The 14,311-nt window shown below is 70.9% G+C and carries 15 protein-coding genes and 1 pseudogene; 7 read left to right on the forward strand and 9 right to left on the reverse strand.

The window, feature by feature from the left end; genetic code table 11:
- The first annotated feature begins 6 nt into the window (after positions 1-6).
- A complete protein-coding gene (locus AB0B72_RS35790) occupies positions 7-1,323 on the forward strand; it encodes a hypothetical protein (protein ID WP_367743920.1) in 1,317 nt (438 codons plus the stop codon).
- Between the two features lie 94 nt (positions 1,324-1,417).
- Here the strand turns inward: AB0B72_RS35790 and AB0B72_RS35795 are convergent, their stop codons facing one another.
- The 4 genes from AB0B72_RS35795 to AB0B72_RS35810 form a co-directional block, all read right to left on the reverse strand.
- On the reverse strand, positions 1,418-2,155 hold the full coding sequence (locus AB0B72_RS35795; protein WP_367743921.1) for a MerR family transcriptional regulator: 738 nt from the start codon (positions 2,153-2,155) through the stop codon (positions 1,418-1,420).
- An 84-nt stretch (positions 2,156-2,239) separates the two neighbouring features.
- Positions 2,240-3,697: a serine hydrolase domain-containing protein gene (locus AB0B72_RS35800; protein ID WP_367743922.1), complete on the reverse strand. Its 1,458-nt coding sequence runs from the start codon at positions 3,695-3,697 to the stop codon at positions 2,240-2,242.
- A 119-nt stretch (positions 3,698-3,816) separates the two neighbouring features.
- Positions 3,817-4,767, reverse strand: a complete 951-nt coding sequence (locus AB0B72_RS35805) for a zinc-binding dehydrogenase (RefSeq protein ID WP_367743923.1) — start codon at positions 4,765-4,767, stop codon at positions 3,817-3,819.
- 56 nt (positions 4,768-4,823) lie between these two features.
- Positions 4,824-5,237: a nuclear transport factor 2 family protein gene (locus AB0B72_RS35810; RefSeq protein WP_367743924.1), complete on the reverse strand. Its 414-nt coding sequence runs from the start codon at positions 5,235-5,237 to the stop codon at positions 4,824-4,826.
- Positions 5,238-5,378: 141 nt separating this feature from the next.
- Between AB0B72_RS35810 and AB0B72_RS35815 the strand changes: the two genes are divergently transcribed.
- The 4 genes from AB0B72_RS35815 (at position 5,379) to AB0B72_RS35830 (ending at position 8,218) form a co-directional block, all read left to right on the forward strand.
- The gene (locus AB0B72_RS35815; RefSeq protein WP_367743925.1) at positions 5,379-6,278 is read left to right on the forward strand and encodes a LysR family transcriptional regulator; all 900 of its coding nucleotides are present in this window, start codon (positions 5,379-5,381) and stop codon (positions 6,276-6,278) included.
- A 142-nt stretch (positions 6,279-6,420) separates the two neighbouring features.
- On the forward strand, positions 6,421-6,906 hold the full coding sequence (locus AB0B72_RS35820; RefSeq protein WP_367743936.1) for a sigma-70 family RNA polymerase sigma factor: 486 nt from the start codon (positions 6,421-6,423) through the stop codon (positions 6,904-6,906).
- The gene (locus tag AB0B72_RS35825; RefSeq protein WP_367743926.1) at positions 6,903-7,589 is read left to right on the forward strand and encodes a hypothetical protein; all 687 of its coding nucleotides are present in this window, start codon (positions 6,903-6,905) and stop codon (positions 7,587-7,589) included. Before AB0B72_RS35820 ends, AB0B72_RS35825 begins: the two co-directional genes overlap by 4 nt.
- Before the next feature lie 134 nt (positions 7,590-7,723).
- Positions 7,724-8,218, forward strand: coding sequence for a DUF1992 domain-containing protein (locus AB0B72_RS35830; RefSeq protein WP_367743927.1), 495 nt, complete (start codon positions 7,724-7,726; stop codon positions 8,216-8,218).
- Between the two features lie 12 nt (positions 8,219-8,230).
- On the opposite strand, the gene pntB is transcribed toward AB0B72_RS35830, so the two are convergent.
- On the reverse strand, positions 8,231-9,637 hold the full coding sequence (pntB, locus tag AB0B72_RS35835) for a Re/Si-specific NAD(P)(+) transhydrogenase subunit beta (protein WP_367743929.1): 1,407 nt from the start codon (positions 9,635-9,637) through the stop codon (positions 8,231-8,233).
- 2 nt (positions 9,638-9,639) lie between these two features.
- Positions 9,640-11,175 carry a Re/Si-specific NAD(P)(+) transhydrogenase subunit alpha gene (locus tag AB0B72_RS35840; protein WP_367743930.1) on the reverse strand — a complete coding sequence of 512 codons (1,536 nt, stop codon included), beginning with the start codon at positions 11,173-11,175 and terminating at the stop codon, positions 9,640-9,642.
- 480 nt (positions 11,176-11,655) lie between these two features.
- On the opposite strand from AB0B72_RS35840, the gene AB0B72_RS35845 reads away from it, so the two are divergent.
- Complete coding sequence (locus AB0B72_RS35845) at positions 11,656-11,817, forward strand: hypothetical protein (RefSeq protein WP_367743931.1); 162 nt, start codon at positions 11,656-11,658, stop codon at positions 11,815-11,817.
- On the opposite strand, the gene AB0B72_RS35850 is transcribed toward AB0B72_RS35845, so the two are convergent.
- Together AB0B72_RS35850 and AB0B72_RS35855 are read right to left on the reverse strand one after the other, a co-directional pair.
- Positions 11,808-12,965, reverse strand: a complete 1,158-nt coding sequence (locus AB0B72_RS35850) for a dihydrofolate reductase family protein (protein WP_367743937.1) — start codon at positions 12,963-12,965, stop codon at positions 11,808-11,810. The two genes, AB0B72_RS35845 and AB0B72_RS35850, sit on opposite strands and share 10 nt — an antisense overlap.
- Complete coding sequence (locus AB0B72_RS35855) at positions 12,886-13,242, reverse strand: cupin domain-containing protein (protein WP_367743932.1); 357 nt, start codon at positions 13,240-13,242, stop codon at positions 12,886-12,888. Before AB0B72_RS35855 ends, AB0B72_RS35850 begins: the two co-directional genes overlap by 80 nt.
- 4 nt (positions 13,243-13,246) lie before the next feature.
- Between AB0B72_RS35855 and AB0B72_RS35860 the strand changes: the two genes are divergently transcribed.
- On the forward strand, positions 13,247-13,522 hold the full coding sequence (locus tag AB0B72_RS35860; RefSeq protein WP_367743933.1) for a MarR family winged helix-turn-helix transcriptional regulator: 276 nt from the start codon (positions 13,247-13,249) through the stop codon (positions 13,520-13,522).
- Positions 13,523-13,753: 231 nt separating this feature from the next.
- Here the strand turns inward: AB0B72_RS35860 and AB0B72_RS35865 are convergent.
- Positions 13,754-14,311, reverse strand: a pseudogene (locus AB0B72_RS35865) (2-oxoacid:ferredoxin oxidoreductase subunit beta); the annotation flags it as partial.

Below are 14,311 nucleotides of genomic sequence, written 5' to 3' on the forward strand. Positions count from 1 at the left end.
GGCGGGATGCTGCTGGCTCACGGCGTCGGCGGCCGTCAGGATCTGCCGATCCCGTTCTCGGCCGCGCTGGCCGGCGCGGTCCTCGCACTGCTGGTGTCGTTCGTGGCGCTCGGCGCCCTGTGGAAGGAACCGCGGCTGGGCGGCGCCCTCGCCGCTGTCCGCTCGCTGCCCACCGTCATCCAGACGGCGGTGACGGGGCCGGTCTGGAGATGGATCTGGCGAATCGCCGGGCTCGTCGCCGCGGCCTACTTCTGCATCGGGTTGATCTTCGGCCCCGACCGGGAGGACAACCCCACGGCCGGGGCGTTCTACGTACTGTTCTGGGTCGGCCTGGTGCCGCTGTCACTGCTGTTCGGGCCGGTGTGGCGCGGCCTGAACCCGCTGCGGACGCTGCACCTGCTGGCCTGCAAGGGGCTCGGACGCGACCCCGAGCTCGGCCTGCGACCGCTGCCTCCGGGCGTCGGCTACTGGCCTGGCTGCGCCGGCCTGTTCGCCTTCGTCTGGCTGGAGCTGGTGGCTCCCGAGCGGGCCACCCTGCCGGTCATCGGGGCCTGGCTCGCGGTCTACGCCGTGCTCACGCTCGCCGGAGCGGTCGTCTTCGGCTCCCGGTGGTTCGGCCACGCGGATCCGTTCGAGGTCTACAGCGACCTCGTGGGCAGGCTCGCCCCGGCGGCCAGACGCCGCGACGGCGTCGTCGCCTGGCGCAACTCCCTCGACGGCATGGCCGAGCTACGACCGGCGCCGGGACTGACGGCACTGGTCGTCGTGCTCCTGGGCTCCACCATGTACGACAGCCTGTCCAACGCCCCGATATGGGTGCGCTTCGTGCAGGAAAGCTCGGTGCCGGCCCCGGTCACGGGCACCGTGGGCCTGATCACCGTCATCGCTCTGGTGCTCGTGGCCTACCGGACCGCGACCGTACTCGCCGGCCGATGGGGCGCGGCCCGGCCCGGCACGACGCCGGGTGAGATCGCCCACTCGATCGTCCCGATAGCCGTCGGATACCTCGTCGCCCACTACTACACCCTGTTCCTTCTGGAAGGGCAGCGGACCATCGCCCTGCTGTCCGACCCGCTGGACACCGGAGCCGACTGGCTGGGCACCGCCGGCTGGACCATCCAGGCGCTCGGCACCACACCTGCGGGAGTCGCCACCCTCCAGGTCACGGTCATCGTCGTCGGCCACGTGCTGGGGACCGTACTGGCCCACGACCGCGCGCTGGCCCTGTTCCCCCGGCGTACGGCCGTACTCGGGCAGATTCCCCTGCTCCTGCTGATGGTGGTCTACACCGTGATGGGCCTGCTCCTCCTTTTCGCCGCCTGAGCCGCGACGCTCATGCCCGTGTCAGTACGGTCGACCACCGGCACTTACACGCTGCCGCCCCCTTGATCATGGACGCCGCCGGCCGGGTGGCGGTTCACCGTCCCGCCTCGCGCTCTTTGGCGATCTCATTGAGCCTGCTCCAGGCCGGCGATGAGATGCCGGCCGATGTCTCGATCAACCGGGCCACGGTCGGGTCGTCCACCGACGCCTCTCCGTCCTCGGGCGTGCCGCGCCGGCTGGCCAGCCACCGCTGGGCGCGGTCGGCCAGCGCGCCGAGGCGTGGGTCGTCCGGGGGCCAGTCGAAGGCCGCGTCGTAGTCGAGGTAGATGGCGCGGAACTCCGGGTCGCTGATCGCGTCGCATTTGTCGGCGAGCCAGACGGCCGCCTGTTCCGGTGAGACCGACCGCAGCAGGATCCACCCGTCGCGTTCCATCTGCACCGCGCGCCGGCTGACGCCGATGTTCCGCAGTTGGTCGAGGTAGTCGGCGACCTCCGCCGAGACGAACAGCCGGTCGCCCGTGTTGAGCTGGGCGAGCCGCTCCCGGGTGCGGAGAAGCTTTTCTGCCCGTGCCTGCAGGTCGCGATCGATCTCGCTGATCGCCGCGGCGAACCGGTCGGGGTCGGCGGCGAACAACTCGTCGATGCGGGCAAGCGGCACACCGGCCTCGGCGAGCGTCTTTATCTTGACCAGGTCGATGGCGTGCTGCGCGCTGTAGCGCCGGTAGCCCGACGCGTCGCGCGGCGGCTCCGCGAGCAGTCCGCGCTGGTGGTAATGGCGCACGGTCTTGATCGTCACGCCCGCGTAGCCGGCGAGCTGGCCGATAGTGATCATTTGCGTCGGTCTCCCATCGACCAGGTCATCGTCCCGGGACGTACATCATGTCGTGGGTATCACGGCGAACCGCGGCGCGGCCGCTCAGGCCGGCGCGACCCGGGTGGACACCCGGCCGGCGAGGTCGATGCCGGTGATCGCGCCGCCTTCGTCGCGGGTGAAGAAGCCGCGCTGCCCCTGCAAGCCGCCTTCGGTGATGATGTACTCGTCGCCGTCGCCGGGCAGCAGGCCCATGGCGGCCAGCGCGTAGTCCGGAGGCATTTCGCTGTCCGACGCGGCGCGGATCTCCGGTTTGATCCCGACCGTGAGTGTCATCCCCGCCGGGCCGGCGGCGATCACGAGGGTCATGGCGTCGTTGTCGTACCTGCCGGCGACCTCCGCGGCCCGCGCCGGGTCGTAGGGCGACGGCTCCGGGTCGCGCTCGACGACTCCCAGATAGTGCTCAAGCGCCCAGCGGACGACGGTCTGGTTGAACGGGATGCCGTTCGGTCCGGCGTTCGTCAGCGAGACGACGGCGAAATCGCGTTCAGGCACGATCAGCAACTCGGCGAACTGGCCGTGCGCCGACCCGCCGTGCCCGACGGTGCGGACACCGTCCACATCGCGCAGGAACCAGCAGATACCGAAGGCGTCGCCCAGCGTGGTGCCACGCAACTCCACGGTCGGCTGCCTCATCCGGTGCAGCACCTCGGCGGGCAGGACCCGGGCGTCGCCCTCGCCGCGCCCGTCACCGAGATGAAACCGGGCCCAGCGGATCTGGTCCGCCACCGAGGACATCAGGCCGCCGCCGGGGTTGTTGGCACGCCAGCGCTTCCACAGCCGTGCGACGGCCAGGGTTCCGTCCTCGTCGAGGTTGTGGCCCACGGCGAACCGCCGTGTCATGACGTCGCCGTTGTTGTAGAAACTGTGCGACAGCCCCAGTGGCTCGAGCACCAGCGAGGCGACGGCCCGTTCGTACGTCAGGCCGGTGACCTTCTCGATGACCCGCCCGGCCAGGTTGTATCCCGCCTGGCTGTAGGAGGGTCTGACGCCGGGCGGTGCGATCAGGTTCAGCTCGGCCATCCGCGCCACATGAGCGGCCAGCGCGTCATCGCCCTCACCGGTGTCGGCGAGGATCGCCCAGTCCAGCCCCGAGGTGTGGTTGAGCAGGTGCGACACCGTGACCTCCGCCGTGGCCCGCTCGTCGGCGAGCACGAGCTCGGGAACGTACCGGCGGACCGGCGCGTCCAGGGCGACCCGGCCGTCGGCGACCAGGCGCATCAGCGCGGTCGCGGTGTAGGTCTTCGTGACCGAGCCGAGCTCGAACAGCGTGTCGCGGTCGACGGGCAATGGGTTGTCGAGGCTCGTCACGCCGTGGCACGAGAAGGCCTCCCGACCGTCGGCCCACACCCCGACGGCGACGCCGGGGATGCCGAACCGCGTGGCCGTCGCCTCGACGAACTCCGGCAGCACGTCGTGTCCCTTCTGCCTTGTGGCACGGCCGACGTCAAGATCGGTCGCACGGTCGTCCTGGTGACTCGCGGTGTGTTCGTTTGCGTTCATGCAGCCATGCTCGAACCCTGCCCCTGGGGCAAGGTCAAGCTCTGGGGTGACTTTTCCTCAGGCGACTCGAACCAGGGCCGCCCCGCCACTCCGGATCCGCGGCCACTTCGGTACGCGTGTCATCCCACGGTCAGGACGGCGTTGCCGCGCACCCTGCGGCCGCGCAGGTCGGTGATCACCTCATCGGTCCTGGACCAGTCCCGGACGGAGTCGATCTCCGGGTGCAGTCGTCCGCGGGCCACCAGCCGGACCAGCGTGGCGAGGTCTTCACCGTAGGACGTGTCGGAGACGGTGTAGTCGAAATGCTCGATCCGGGCCCGGCTGGGGCCTTTGAAGAAGTCGAAGAAGTCGAGCGTCACCGGCGTGCGGCTGGCCTGGCCGAACCACACGAGAAGTCCCCCCGGGGCCAGCCGGGCCAGCGCCGCCGGCAGTGACGCGCCGCCGACCGATTCCAGCACGATGTCGAACGGCCCCTGGGCATCGGCCACCGATGTCGTCAGCTTTGCCGCTCCCAGCTCCAGCAGCCGGGCGCCGCGCCCGGCGGTCGCGCTCACCACCGTGACCATGGCGCCTGAGGAGGCCGCCAGTTCGGTCACGTAGTGGCCGACACCGCCGCTCGCCCCGGTGAGCAGCACCCGCCGTCCGGCGATGGGGCCGGCGACGCGGAGCAGCCGCAACGCGGTGATCCCCGCGAGAGGAAGTGCGGCAGCGGTCACCGCGTCCACGCTGTCCGGCAGTTCGGCGACGTTGCCGGTGGGAACGGCCACCCGCTCCGCCCAGCCGTATGCGGGCGGATGGGCCACCACCCGGATGCCGGCTGGGGGGCCGCTGCCGTCGGCGGCGGCCCGCACGACCTTCCCCGCCACGTCCTTGCCGGGGCGCCAGCCCGGCCGGCGTCGATCGAGCCGGCCGTCGAGCTGGAAGGTCTCACCCCGGTTGACGGAATACGCCTCGACGGCGACGACCAGTTCGCCGTCCCCGGGCTCGGGCTCGGCGGCGTCACCGAAGACCACCGGCTTGCCGGCGTCGGACCCGGATCCGGGCAGCGATCCGGGCAGCACGGCCTTCATCAATCTCGTCCCCTTGTCTGTGAATCGGGTCGTCTGCGAATCGGGTTGCGAACCGCTCAGGCGAAGACGACGGTCTGGGCATGCAGGGTGTCGAGGTACTCGCGGACCGCCACGATCCGGCCGTCGCGGACGGTGAACACCGCCAGGCAGTGCTGGTCGTACCGGCCGCCTGACCGGGTGAGGCCCCGGGTGTTCCATTCCGCCAGCACCTGGTCGCCCTCGCCGATCAGGCCCTCGAACTCGAACTCCATCGACTCGGGCACCAGCCGGCCGATCATCGCGGGCACGAACTCGTCGAAGATCTCCTCCGGCCCCGTCCACGTTCTCGACAACGGCAGGTCACCGGCGAGGGTCCACGTGGACTCCGGCCCGAAGAAAGCGCGCAGCGCCGTGAAGTCACCCGCCGCCAGGGCGTCCATGTACCGCAGGACGACGGCTCTGCTCGTCGCGGTGAGGTCGTGGGAGCTCATGTGCACAGGCCCTTTCTGGTGCTGTTGTCTCCGGCATGTGAACCCTAGGAAGAGCACCGTCTGGAGGGGAAAGTCCGGTTCGCGATGAGCTCAGACCGGACCGGCATCGTCGCTGTTCGAGCCCGTCCTATGCTCATCGGCATGTCCGAGCTGCGCCGCATCCGGTACTTCCTGGCCGTCGCCCAGGACCGGAACTTCACCCGCGCCGCCGAGCGGCTGCACATCGCCCAGCCCGCGTTGAGCCGGCAGATCCGGCAGCTGGAGCAGGAGCTGGGCGTCCGCCTCCTCGACCGCACCACCCACTCGGTCGAGCCCACCGAGGCGGGGCTGCTGCTGATGGAGCGCGGGGCGGCGCTGTGCGAGGAGGCCGACCGGCTGTGGCGCGACATCCGCGGCATCGCCGAGGGCGAGCAGGGCACCCTGTCCATCGGATACGGCACCAGCACCAGCTATGAGACCGCCCCCGTCCTCCTGGCGGCGCTGACCGGGCGGCACCCCGGCATCATCACGACCACACGCCTGCTGCCCACGGCCGAGATCGTGGCGGCCGTCGCCGACGGGACGCTGGACGCCGGGCTGGTCCGCTGTCCACCGCCCACTCCGGAACTGGTGCGCACCCTCGTCCGGCTGGAGCGGCAGGGCGTCCTGATGTCCCGGCACCATCCCCTCGCCGGCGGTCCCGTCGTCGATGCCGCCGCACTGGCCGGTGAGACCCTGCTCGTTCACCCGCGCGAGGCCAACGCCGGACACTACGACGCGATCATGAGCATTCTCGCCCGCGCCGCAGTCGAGCCGAGGCTTGCGCGGCGGCTGACCTTCGACACCGCGCACACCCCCGTGGCGAACGGCGGGGCCGTCTCCATCGTCGGCGAGTCCACGGTGCCCGGCCTACCGGCCGGACTGGTGTGGCGGCCCCTGGTCCCAGCCGCGACCATAGAGATCCACTTACTGACCCGGGGCCGCCCAGGCCGGCCGGCCGTCACGCGGCTGCTGCGCGTCGCGTCCGCCACCGCCCGCGCGAGCGGCTGGCTCCACGGCTGACGCCACAGACGGGGTGACCGCGTGATCCCCGCTCTCCCGTGCGCGGCAACGCGACGCGGCCGCACCCGTACGCCCGCCTGGGACGAGAGCGGGGCCCGAAAACGTATGTAAGTGTTTGGCTGGGTCGTTGCGTATACGGGATGTGGAGCATCTGGAATTCGAGGAGTTTTACCGGGGAAGCCGGGATGTCTGTCTCCGGGCGGTGGTGGCCGCCACGGGCGACCGGCAGCTGGCGGAGGACCTGGTCGCTGAGGCGTTCACGCGGGCGTGGATGTCGTGGCGGAAGGTGAGCCTGCATCCGTCGCCACGCGCCTGGATCGTCCGGGTGGCGCTGAACACCCGGGTCTCCTGGTGGCGGCGGCGCCGCAACGAGGTGGCCCTGACCGACCGCGAAGTCGTGGAACCGGCGGAGGCCGGGGTGGACCCGGCTCTGCTGCTGGCGCTGCGGCGGCTGCCGCGACGGCAGCGGGAGGTGGTCGCCTTGCGTGTCTTCCTCGATCTGGACACCGACACCGTGGCCAGGACCCTCGGGATCGCTCCGGGAACCGTCTCCGCACATCTGTCGCGCGCCGTCGCGGCGTTGCGCGGAGACCTCGCAACATCCGACAGCCAGGAGGGCCGACGATGAATGACAACGATGTGCTGGGTGTAGTGCGCGACGGGATGGACGGGGTGCGCATGCGCACGCCGGTGCAGCAGGTCGTGGCGGCGGGCCGGTCTCGCCGCCGGCGCCGCGGAGTCGCGGGGGCGGCGGCCGGCGCCGCGCTGGCGGCGGGCGTGGCGTTCACACTGGTGGTCGACAGCCCTCCGGTGAGCACTCCGCCCGTGGCCGCCGGCAACGAGGTGCACGTGCATCTCGCCGCTTTCTCTGTGGACACCAACCCCGACGGCACGGTCACCGTGAAGATGACCAAGAAGGAGTCGCTGGATCCGGAGATCATGCAGCGGACTCTGGCCCAGGCCGGCGTCCCCGCCCAGATCACGATCAACAAGTGGTGCCGGCCGTCGGAGCCGTCGCAGACCCTGGATTCGGCCCTCCAGAAGGTCGTCGGGCAGGAGAAGCAGGGCGACACCCCCGTGATGGTCATCACGCCGTCGGCGATGCCCCCGGCGACCAAGCTGATCATCGGCATGCGGACGGCCGGCTACCAGCCCGACTCCCCGAGCCGGGTAGGGGTCACGATGAGCCTGGCGCCCGACGACGCCCCGCTGACCTGTACGACCGACGTCCCGAGCGGCCCCCCGGGTGACTCCAAGCGCGGACCCAAGCCCGGACTCAAGCCCGGGCCCAAGGACACCGCCAAGCCGTAGATCACCGCCCCGGCTCCACGCCCACCCGGGTGAGCCGGGGCGGTCCGCGTTCCCGGCTCCTGGATGCTGGTGAACGGGCGGGAAAGGTGCGCGGTTATCCTCGGGGTGATCCGGCTGGACGTGGAGGTGCCGCCATGACCGAGCGAAAGCCCCCTGGTGTCGGCTTCGAGACGTGGATCGACCGGCAGATCCGCGAGGCCACCGAGCGCGGCGAGTTCGACGACCTGCCCGGCGCCGGCAAGCCCATTCCCGGCCTGGGCAGGCCGGACGACGAGATGTGGTGGATCAAGCAGAAGCTCCGCGCCGAGAACCTGTCGTTCCCGCTGCCCGGCACGCTGGCCCTGCGCAAGGAGGCCGAGGAGGCTCTCGCCGCGGCCCTGCTGGCGCGTACGGAGGCCGAGGTGCGCCAGATCATCGGCCAGATCAACGACAAGATCGTGGAGGGGACCCGGAAGGGATTGTCCGGCCCGCCGGTCGTCGTGCTGCCCTTCGACGCCGACGACGTCGTACGGGACTGGAGACAGCGGCAGCCGGCACCTCCCGCGGCGGCCCCCGCCCCGCCTGCGGCCCAGCCGCCGCGCGAGCGGCGCTCGCTCTTCGGCTGGGCGCGCCGCCGCCGGCGCGTCTGACCTCGCCTCACTTCAGAGCGCGGCGACGATCTCCTCGACGCGCTGCCTGGCGTCGCCGAACAGCATCCGGCTGTTGTCCCGGAAGAACAGCGGGTTCTGCACGCCGGCGTACCCGGGGGCCATCGACCGCTTGAAGACGATGACGTCCTCCGCCTCCCACACGTGCAGCACGGGCATGCCGGCGATGGGGCTGGCCGGGTCGTCGATGGCCGCGGGGTTGACGGTGTCGTTGGCGCCGATGACCAGGACGACGGACGTGCCGGGGAAGTCGTCGTTGATCTCGTCCAGTTCGAGGACGATGTCGTACGGCACCTTGGCCTCGGCGAGCAGGACGTTCATGTGGCCGGGCAGGCGGCCGGCGACCGGGTGGATGCCGAACCGGACGTCGACGCCGCGTTCACGCAGTCTGCGGGTGAGCTCGGCGACCGGATACTGTGCCTGCGCGACCGCCATGCCGTACCCCGGGGTGATGATCACCGACTTGGCGTCCTTCAGCAGCTCGGCGGTGTCGGCGGCGGTGATCTCCCGGTGCTCGCCGTAGTCGCCCGCGTCGGCGGAGGCCATCTCGATGCCGAAACCTCCGGCGATCACGGAGATGAACGAGCGGTTCATCGCCTGGCACATGATGTACGACAGGTAGGCGCCGGACGACCCGACGAGGGCGCCCGTGACGATGAGCAGGTTGTTGTCGAGCAGGAATCCGGACGCCGCCGCCGCCCATCCCGAATAGCTGTTGAGCATCGAGACGACGACGGGCATGTCGCCGCCGCCGATGGAGGCGACCAGGTGCCATCCCAGCAGCAGGGCCACGGTGGTCAGCGCGATGAGCAGCCCGAGGCCCGGGGAGATGACGAAGAGCACGGTGAGGACGGCGAACGCGGCGATCGCGCCCAGGTTCAGGTAGTTCTTGCCGGGGAGCATCATCGGGCTGGAGTCGATCCGGCCCGACAGCTTGAGGAACGCGACGACGGACCCGGTGAAGGTCAGCGCCCCGATGATCACCCCGATGGAGACCTCGGCGTGATGGATGCCCAGCAGCGAGCCGGCGACCTCGCCGGCCGCCGCGCCGTTCGCCTCGACCTGGAGGTAGCCGTTCCAGCCGACGAGGACGGCGGCGAGCCCGACGAAGCTGTGCAGGATGGCGATCAGCTCCGGCATGCCGGTCATCTCGACGATGCGAGCGCGCCAGAGCCCGATGGCGGCGCCGATCGCCATGGCGGCCACGAGCAGGACGATCCCGGTCGTGGTGAGGCCGGAGGCGGCGCCGGCGATCGTCGCCGCGAGCGCGATCACCATGCCGCAGATCCCGAGCGCGACACCGGAGCGCGACGTCTCGTGACGGGACAGCCCGGCGAGGCTGAGGATGAACAGCAGGGCGGCGACGATGTAGGCGGCCTGCGCGGCCGTTTCGACAGTCACGGTCAGCTCCTCGAGAACATGCCGAGCATGCGCCGGGTCACGGCGAAGCCGCCGAAGATGTTGATGCTCGCGAGCAGGATCGCGACGAACGACAGGGCGGTGACCGCCGTGTGCGGGTGACCGATCTGCAGCAGCGCGCCGACGACGATGATCCCCGATATGGCGTTGGTGATCGACATCAGCGGAGTGTGCAGCGCGTGGTGCACGTTTCCGATGACGTAGTAGCCGATCACGATCGCCAGGACGAAGACGGTGAGGTGCCCGATCAGCTCGTCCGGTGAGAACGCCGTCAGCAGGAACAGGGCGACGGCCACGGCGCCGGTCAACAGGTGGCGCCGGCTCGGCGGGGGCGGGACCCTCTCGGCGGACGCGGGCCTAGCGCCCGCGGGTGCCGCGCTCACCGGGACGGGGGGAGGAGGCCAGGTCTTCTCGCCGTCGCGCACGACGGTCATCGCGCGCTGCACCACATCGTCGAAGTCCAGCACGAGCCGGCCGTCCTTGCCCGGGGTGAGCAGCTTCATCAGGTTGACGACGTTGGTGCCGTAGAGCTGCGAGGCCTGCGCCGGCAGCCGCCCGGCGAGGTCGGTGTAGCCGATGATGGTCACGCCGTTGCCGGTGACGACCGCCTCGCCGGCGCGGGTGCCGGCGACGTTGCCGCCCATCGCGGCGGCCATGTCGACGATGACGCTGCCCGGGCGCATGCTCGCCACGTGCTCTTCGGTGAGCAGCCTCGGCGCCGGACGCCCGGGGACCAGCGCGGTGGTGATGACGATGTCCACGTCGGCGGCCTGCTCGGCGTACATCTCGGCGGCGCGGCGGTCGTAGTCCTCCGAGGTCGCCCGGGCGTACCCGTCCGCGCCGCTCTCCTGCGGGACCTCGACGGCGAGGAACTCGCCGCCCAGCGAGCGCACCTGCTCGGCGACCTCGGGACGCGGGTCGGTGGCCCGCACGATCGCGCCCAGGCTGGTGGCCGTCGCTATCGCCGCGAGCCCGGCGACGCCCGCGCCCGCGACCAGGACCTTGGCCGGGGGGACCTTTCCGGCGGCGGTCACCTGGCCGGTGAAGAGCCGCCCGAACACGTGGGCCGCCTCGATGACGGCGCGGTAGCCCGCGATGTTGGCCATCGAGCTGAGCACGTCGAGCGCCTGCGCGCGGGAGATGCGTGGCACGGCGTCCATCGCGAGCACGGTGATCGGCCGCCGCGCGAGGGCGTCCACCAGGCCGGTGTTCACCGCCGGGCCGATCAGGGCGACCAGCGTGGCACCGTCGTGGAGCGCGGCGATCTCGTCCTCGTCCGGGGAGTCGACCTTGACCACGACGTCTGCTCCCCACGCCTGCTCGCGGTCGCCGATCCGCGCCCCGGCCTCGGCGTACGCGCTGTCGGCGAAGCTCGACCGCGTGCCGGCGCCGGATTCGACGATCACCTCGTAGCCGAGCGAGATCAGCTGGCGCACGGTGGCCGGGGTGGCCGCGACCCGGGTCTCGCCCGGCGCCGACTCGGCGACGACGCCCAGGCGCTGCGCTGGTTGGCTCATCATGATTCCTTTCTCGCGCGGCCCGAGGGGGAGTCGCCGGCGGCGCGCGGATTGGATGTGAGGGACACCGGTGATCGCCGTCGATCGCCGATCGTGAGTGTGTCATGCGACAGGCGACGGGTCATAGGTGCTCCGGCCCGCTGTGGACAAGCCCGTCGCCGACCGGCCCCATCGCCGCGGCGGCCGGCCGTGTGGCGGCTCCTCACCGGCTCCCAGGAGGGCGACGGCGGCGTCGCCCGTCCAGCTCCGCCCCGGAGTCGACGCCGGGCAGGTCGCCGTCCCTCGGCCGGTGGCCGCCGCGCGATCCGGTGGCTTGACGTCGAGCGTTCCCGGCTTACCCGGGGGCGGCGGGCCCGTGACGGGAGAGGCCGATACCGCACTTTGGAAGTGGCGTGGTAGAGCGCCGGTATAGAACGAGTATTCCGCTTCCATAATATCGGCGACGTAAGGGAAAAAGTCGGCAAGGTGAAAAGGGTGAGTTAAATGCACGCACGCTCCTCCATCAATTCCCTCACGGCCGTGTTCCTTATCGCGTTGTGCCTTCTGGCCGCATCCGCGCTCGTGCTCGTCGCAGCCTCCGGACATGGGGCGCACTGGACGATCAGCGCCAACGAGCACTGGCACACGCAGACCGGTCATCTGTAAATCCCCGCCCGGTGATTCGACCGGAAACGCGAGCTGGAAAATGCGGTGAATTCGTCGTGGTATTCCCGGGTCACCGCCCCCGCACAATCGTGGGAGAACGTCAATGCCGCCCGCATCCGCATCCGCCGCCGGCTGGTGACGTCACCACCGTCGTAGCCGGAGCCGAAGCGTCCTCTGCGGGAAGCGCTCGCGCTGACCGCCCCGCCCGGCCTCGTGCGCTCCCGCCCGACCAGTAGGCGACCCGACGGCGTGCTCGCCGCATCAGGACGTGGCGCCGGGAAACTCGCGCCTCCCACACGCACGCTCTCCCCACACGCACGCTCTCCCCACAGCCGGTCCGGCGCATCCGGCCAGATCCCGGGTCTGCCCGAGGAGGCGTTCCGCGATGAACCGCGGCAGGCCGCGGGTACTCCAGCAGGGCCGGAGGGCAGGAGATCGCAACCCCCGGCGACGTACGCGCGCGGCGTTCGACCAGAGGTCGGCTCGTAGGCGAGGACCGTGACGCCGGAGGTGAAAGTGGTGGTGCCGGCGAGTTTCACGCCGGTGACGCTTCCGGGGCGGAACAGCGGCTCGCCCCGGCCCTTGAGGACGGGGTGGATCCAGATCCGGTACTCGTCGAGCAGCCCGGCCGTGGCCAGGTGGTCGGTGAGGCGGCCGTTGCCCCAGATGAGGATGTCGCCGCCGTCCTGCTCCATGAGCTTGGTGATCCCGGCGGTGAAGTCGTCGCCCGGGACGACGACGGTGGGGTTCCACGCGGAGGTGTCGACCGGCTGGGAGGCCACCACGTACTTGGCCATGGCGTTGACGTGGTCGGCGTAGGGGTTGCCGCCCGTGTTCGGCCAGGCCTGAGCCATGCCCTCGTAGATGACGCGGCCCAGCAGCAGCGCGTCGCAGCCGGTGGTCAGGGCCAGGGCGTAGGCCATGGCGTCCTCGCTGTTGTGGCTCGGGGACCACTCGTGTGGATTGTCGATGAAGCCGTCGAGAGTGGTGTAGGCGGAAGCGATGATCTTTCGCGTGATGCCTCCCCAGGATGCGTGCGGCTCGGTGCCGGCAAGGGCGAGGAGGCGGTCAGGTGGCTGCGCGAGTCCGGCGCCAGGGGGTGCTGTCGACGAAGTGGGTGTCGAAGCGGTCTTGGACCGCCAGCAGATCCTGGGGGGCGGCGTGGCCGCGGCGGACGCGTTCCAGCAGGCGGAAGCAGGCGAACCGCTCCACCCCCGGGGTGATCACGATCAGCGTGCCGGAACCTGACCCGGGAGCGGCCGCGAAGGCGTGGACGGTGTGCGGCGGGACCACGAGGGTGCCGCCGGCCTCGACCTCCGTCACCTCATCGCCCGCCAGGACCTGCAGCCGCCCGTCCAGGACGAAGAACAACTCGGCCGAGCCGCGGTGATAGTGCGAGGTCGCGCCGTCCCTGCCTCGCCCCAAGGTCGTGCGGCTGACTCCCAGCAGGCCACCGGTGGCCGACGCGCCGGCCGGCAGCGCCCTGGAGTCCGCCGGGATGATCGAGCGCTCCCTGGACCGCGCCGACCGGCGTAGCTTCCAGATCCGCCTCACCGAACAGGGCTACGCCGCCGTCGACGCCGCCATGACGCGGCACACCGCGAACGTCACCGCCCTGCTGGCCGGCCTCACACCCCGGGAACTGACCACCCTGGACGCCCTGGCACGCAAACTCCTGCACCACCTGACCGCCCCCGACCGGTGAAGCCCGGCAACGGCCATCCGGCGAGGTGGCTGCCGCTGATTTCCGCGGGCAGCCTCCCCGTGAGCCGATCTGCGACTACGTGCCGGGCGGGAAGAACGACTACGCGGGCCCCTGACGAAGACGGTGCCGCCGGGCCGCCCGCGCGCGATGCCCTCCGCGCCACCGCGTGCTCGACGGAACCGGCGACGGGCCCGGGAACATTGACCGCCCAGGGCCCGTCGCCGCCTGCGGTCAGCGGATGCGCCAGGTGCCCGTGCTGAGGAGCAGGTCGTTGAGCTGGCCTGGGCCCTTGTCGGCGGTCGCGGCCTGGAGTTGTTCGTTGAGGAGTTGGTCGTAGGCCGGTCGGTCGATGGAGCGGAAGACGCCGATCGGGACGTGCTGGAATGCGGGGTCGTCCAGCCGGGATAGGGCGAAGGCCAGTGACGGGTCGGGGTTGTGGGCGTCGTGGATGAGGATCTCGTCGTCGGTGATCTCGGCGCGGGGGACGACTTCGACGCCGCCGGTGCGGGCGAGTCGTACGGCCTTTTCGTTGTCGCCGGTGCCGAAGACGATCGGGTGGCCGTGCTCCAGTTTCACGGTGATCTGGTCGCGGGTGCCGGGGTCTTTGAGGGCGTCGAAGGCGCCGTCGTTGAAGATGTTGCAGTTTTGGTAGATCTCCACCAGTGAGGCGCCGCGGTGCGCGGTGGCTTCGCGCAGCACGCTTTGCAGGTGTTTGCGGTCGGAGTCGATGGTGCGGGCGACGAACCCGGCTTCGGCGCCGATGGCCAGGGAGATGGGGTTGAACGGCTT

The organism is Microbispora sp. NPDC049125, assembly GCF_040802045.1.
In the GTDB taxonomy this organism is placed as follows: Bacteria; Actinomycetota; Actinomycetes; order Streptosporangiales; family Streptosporangiaceae; genus Microbispora.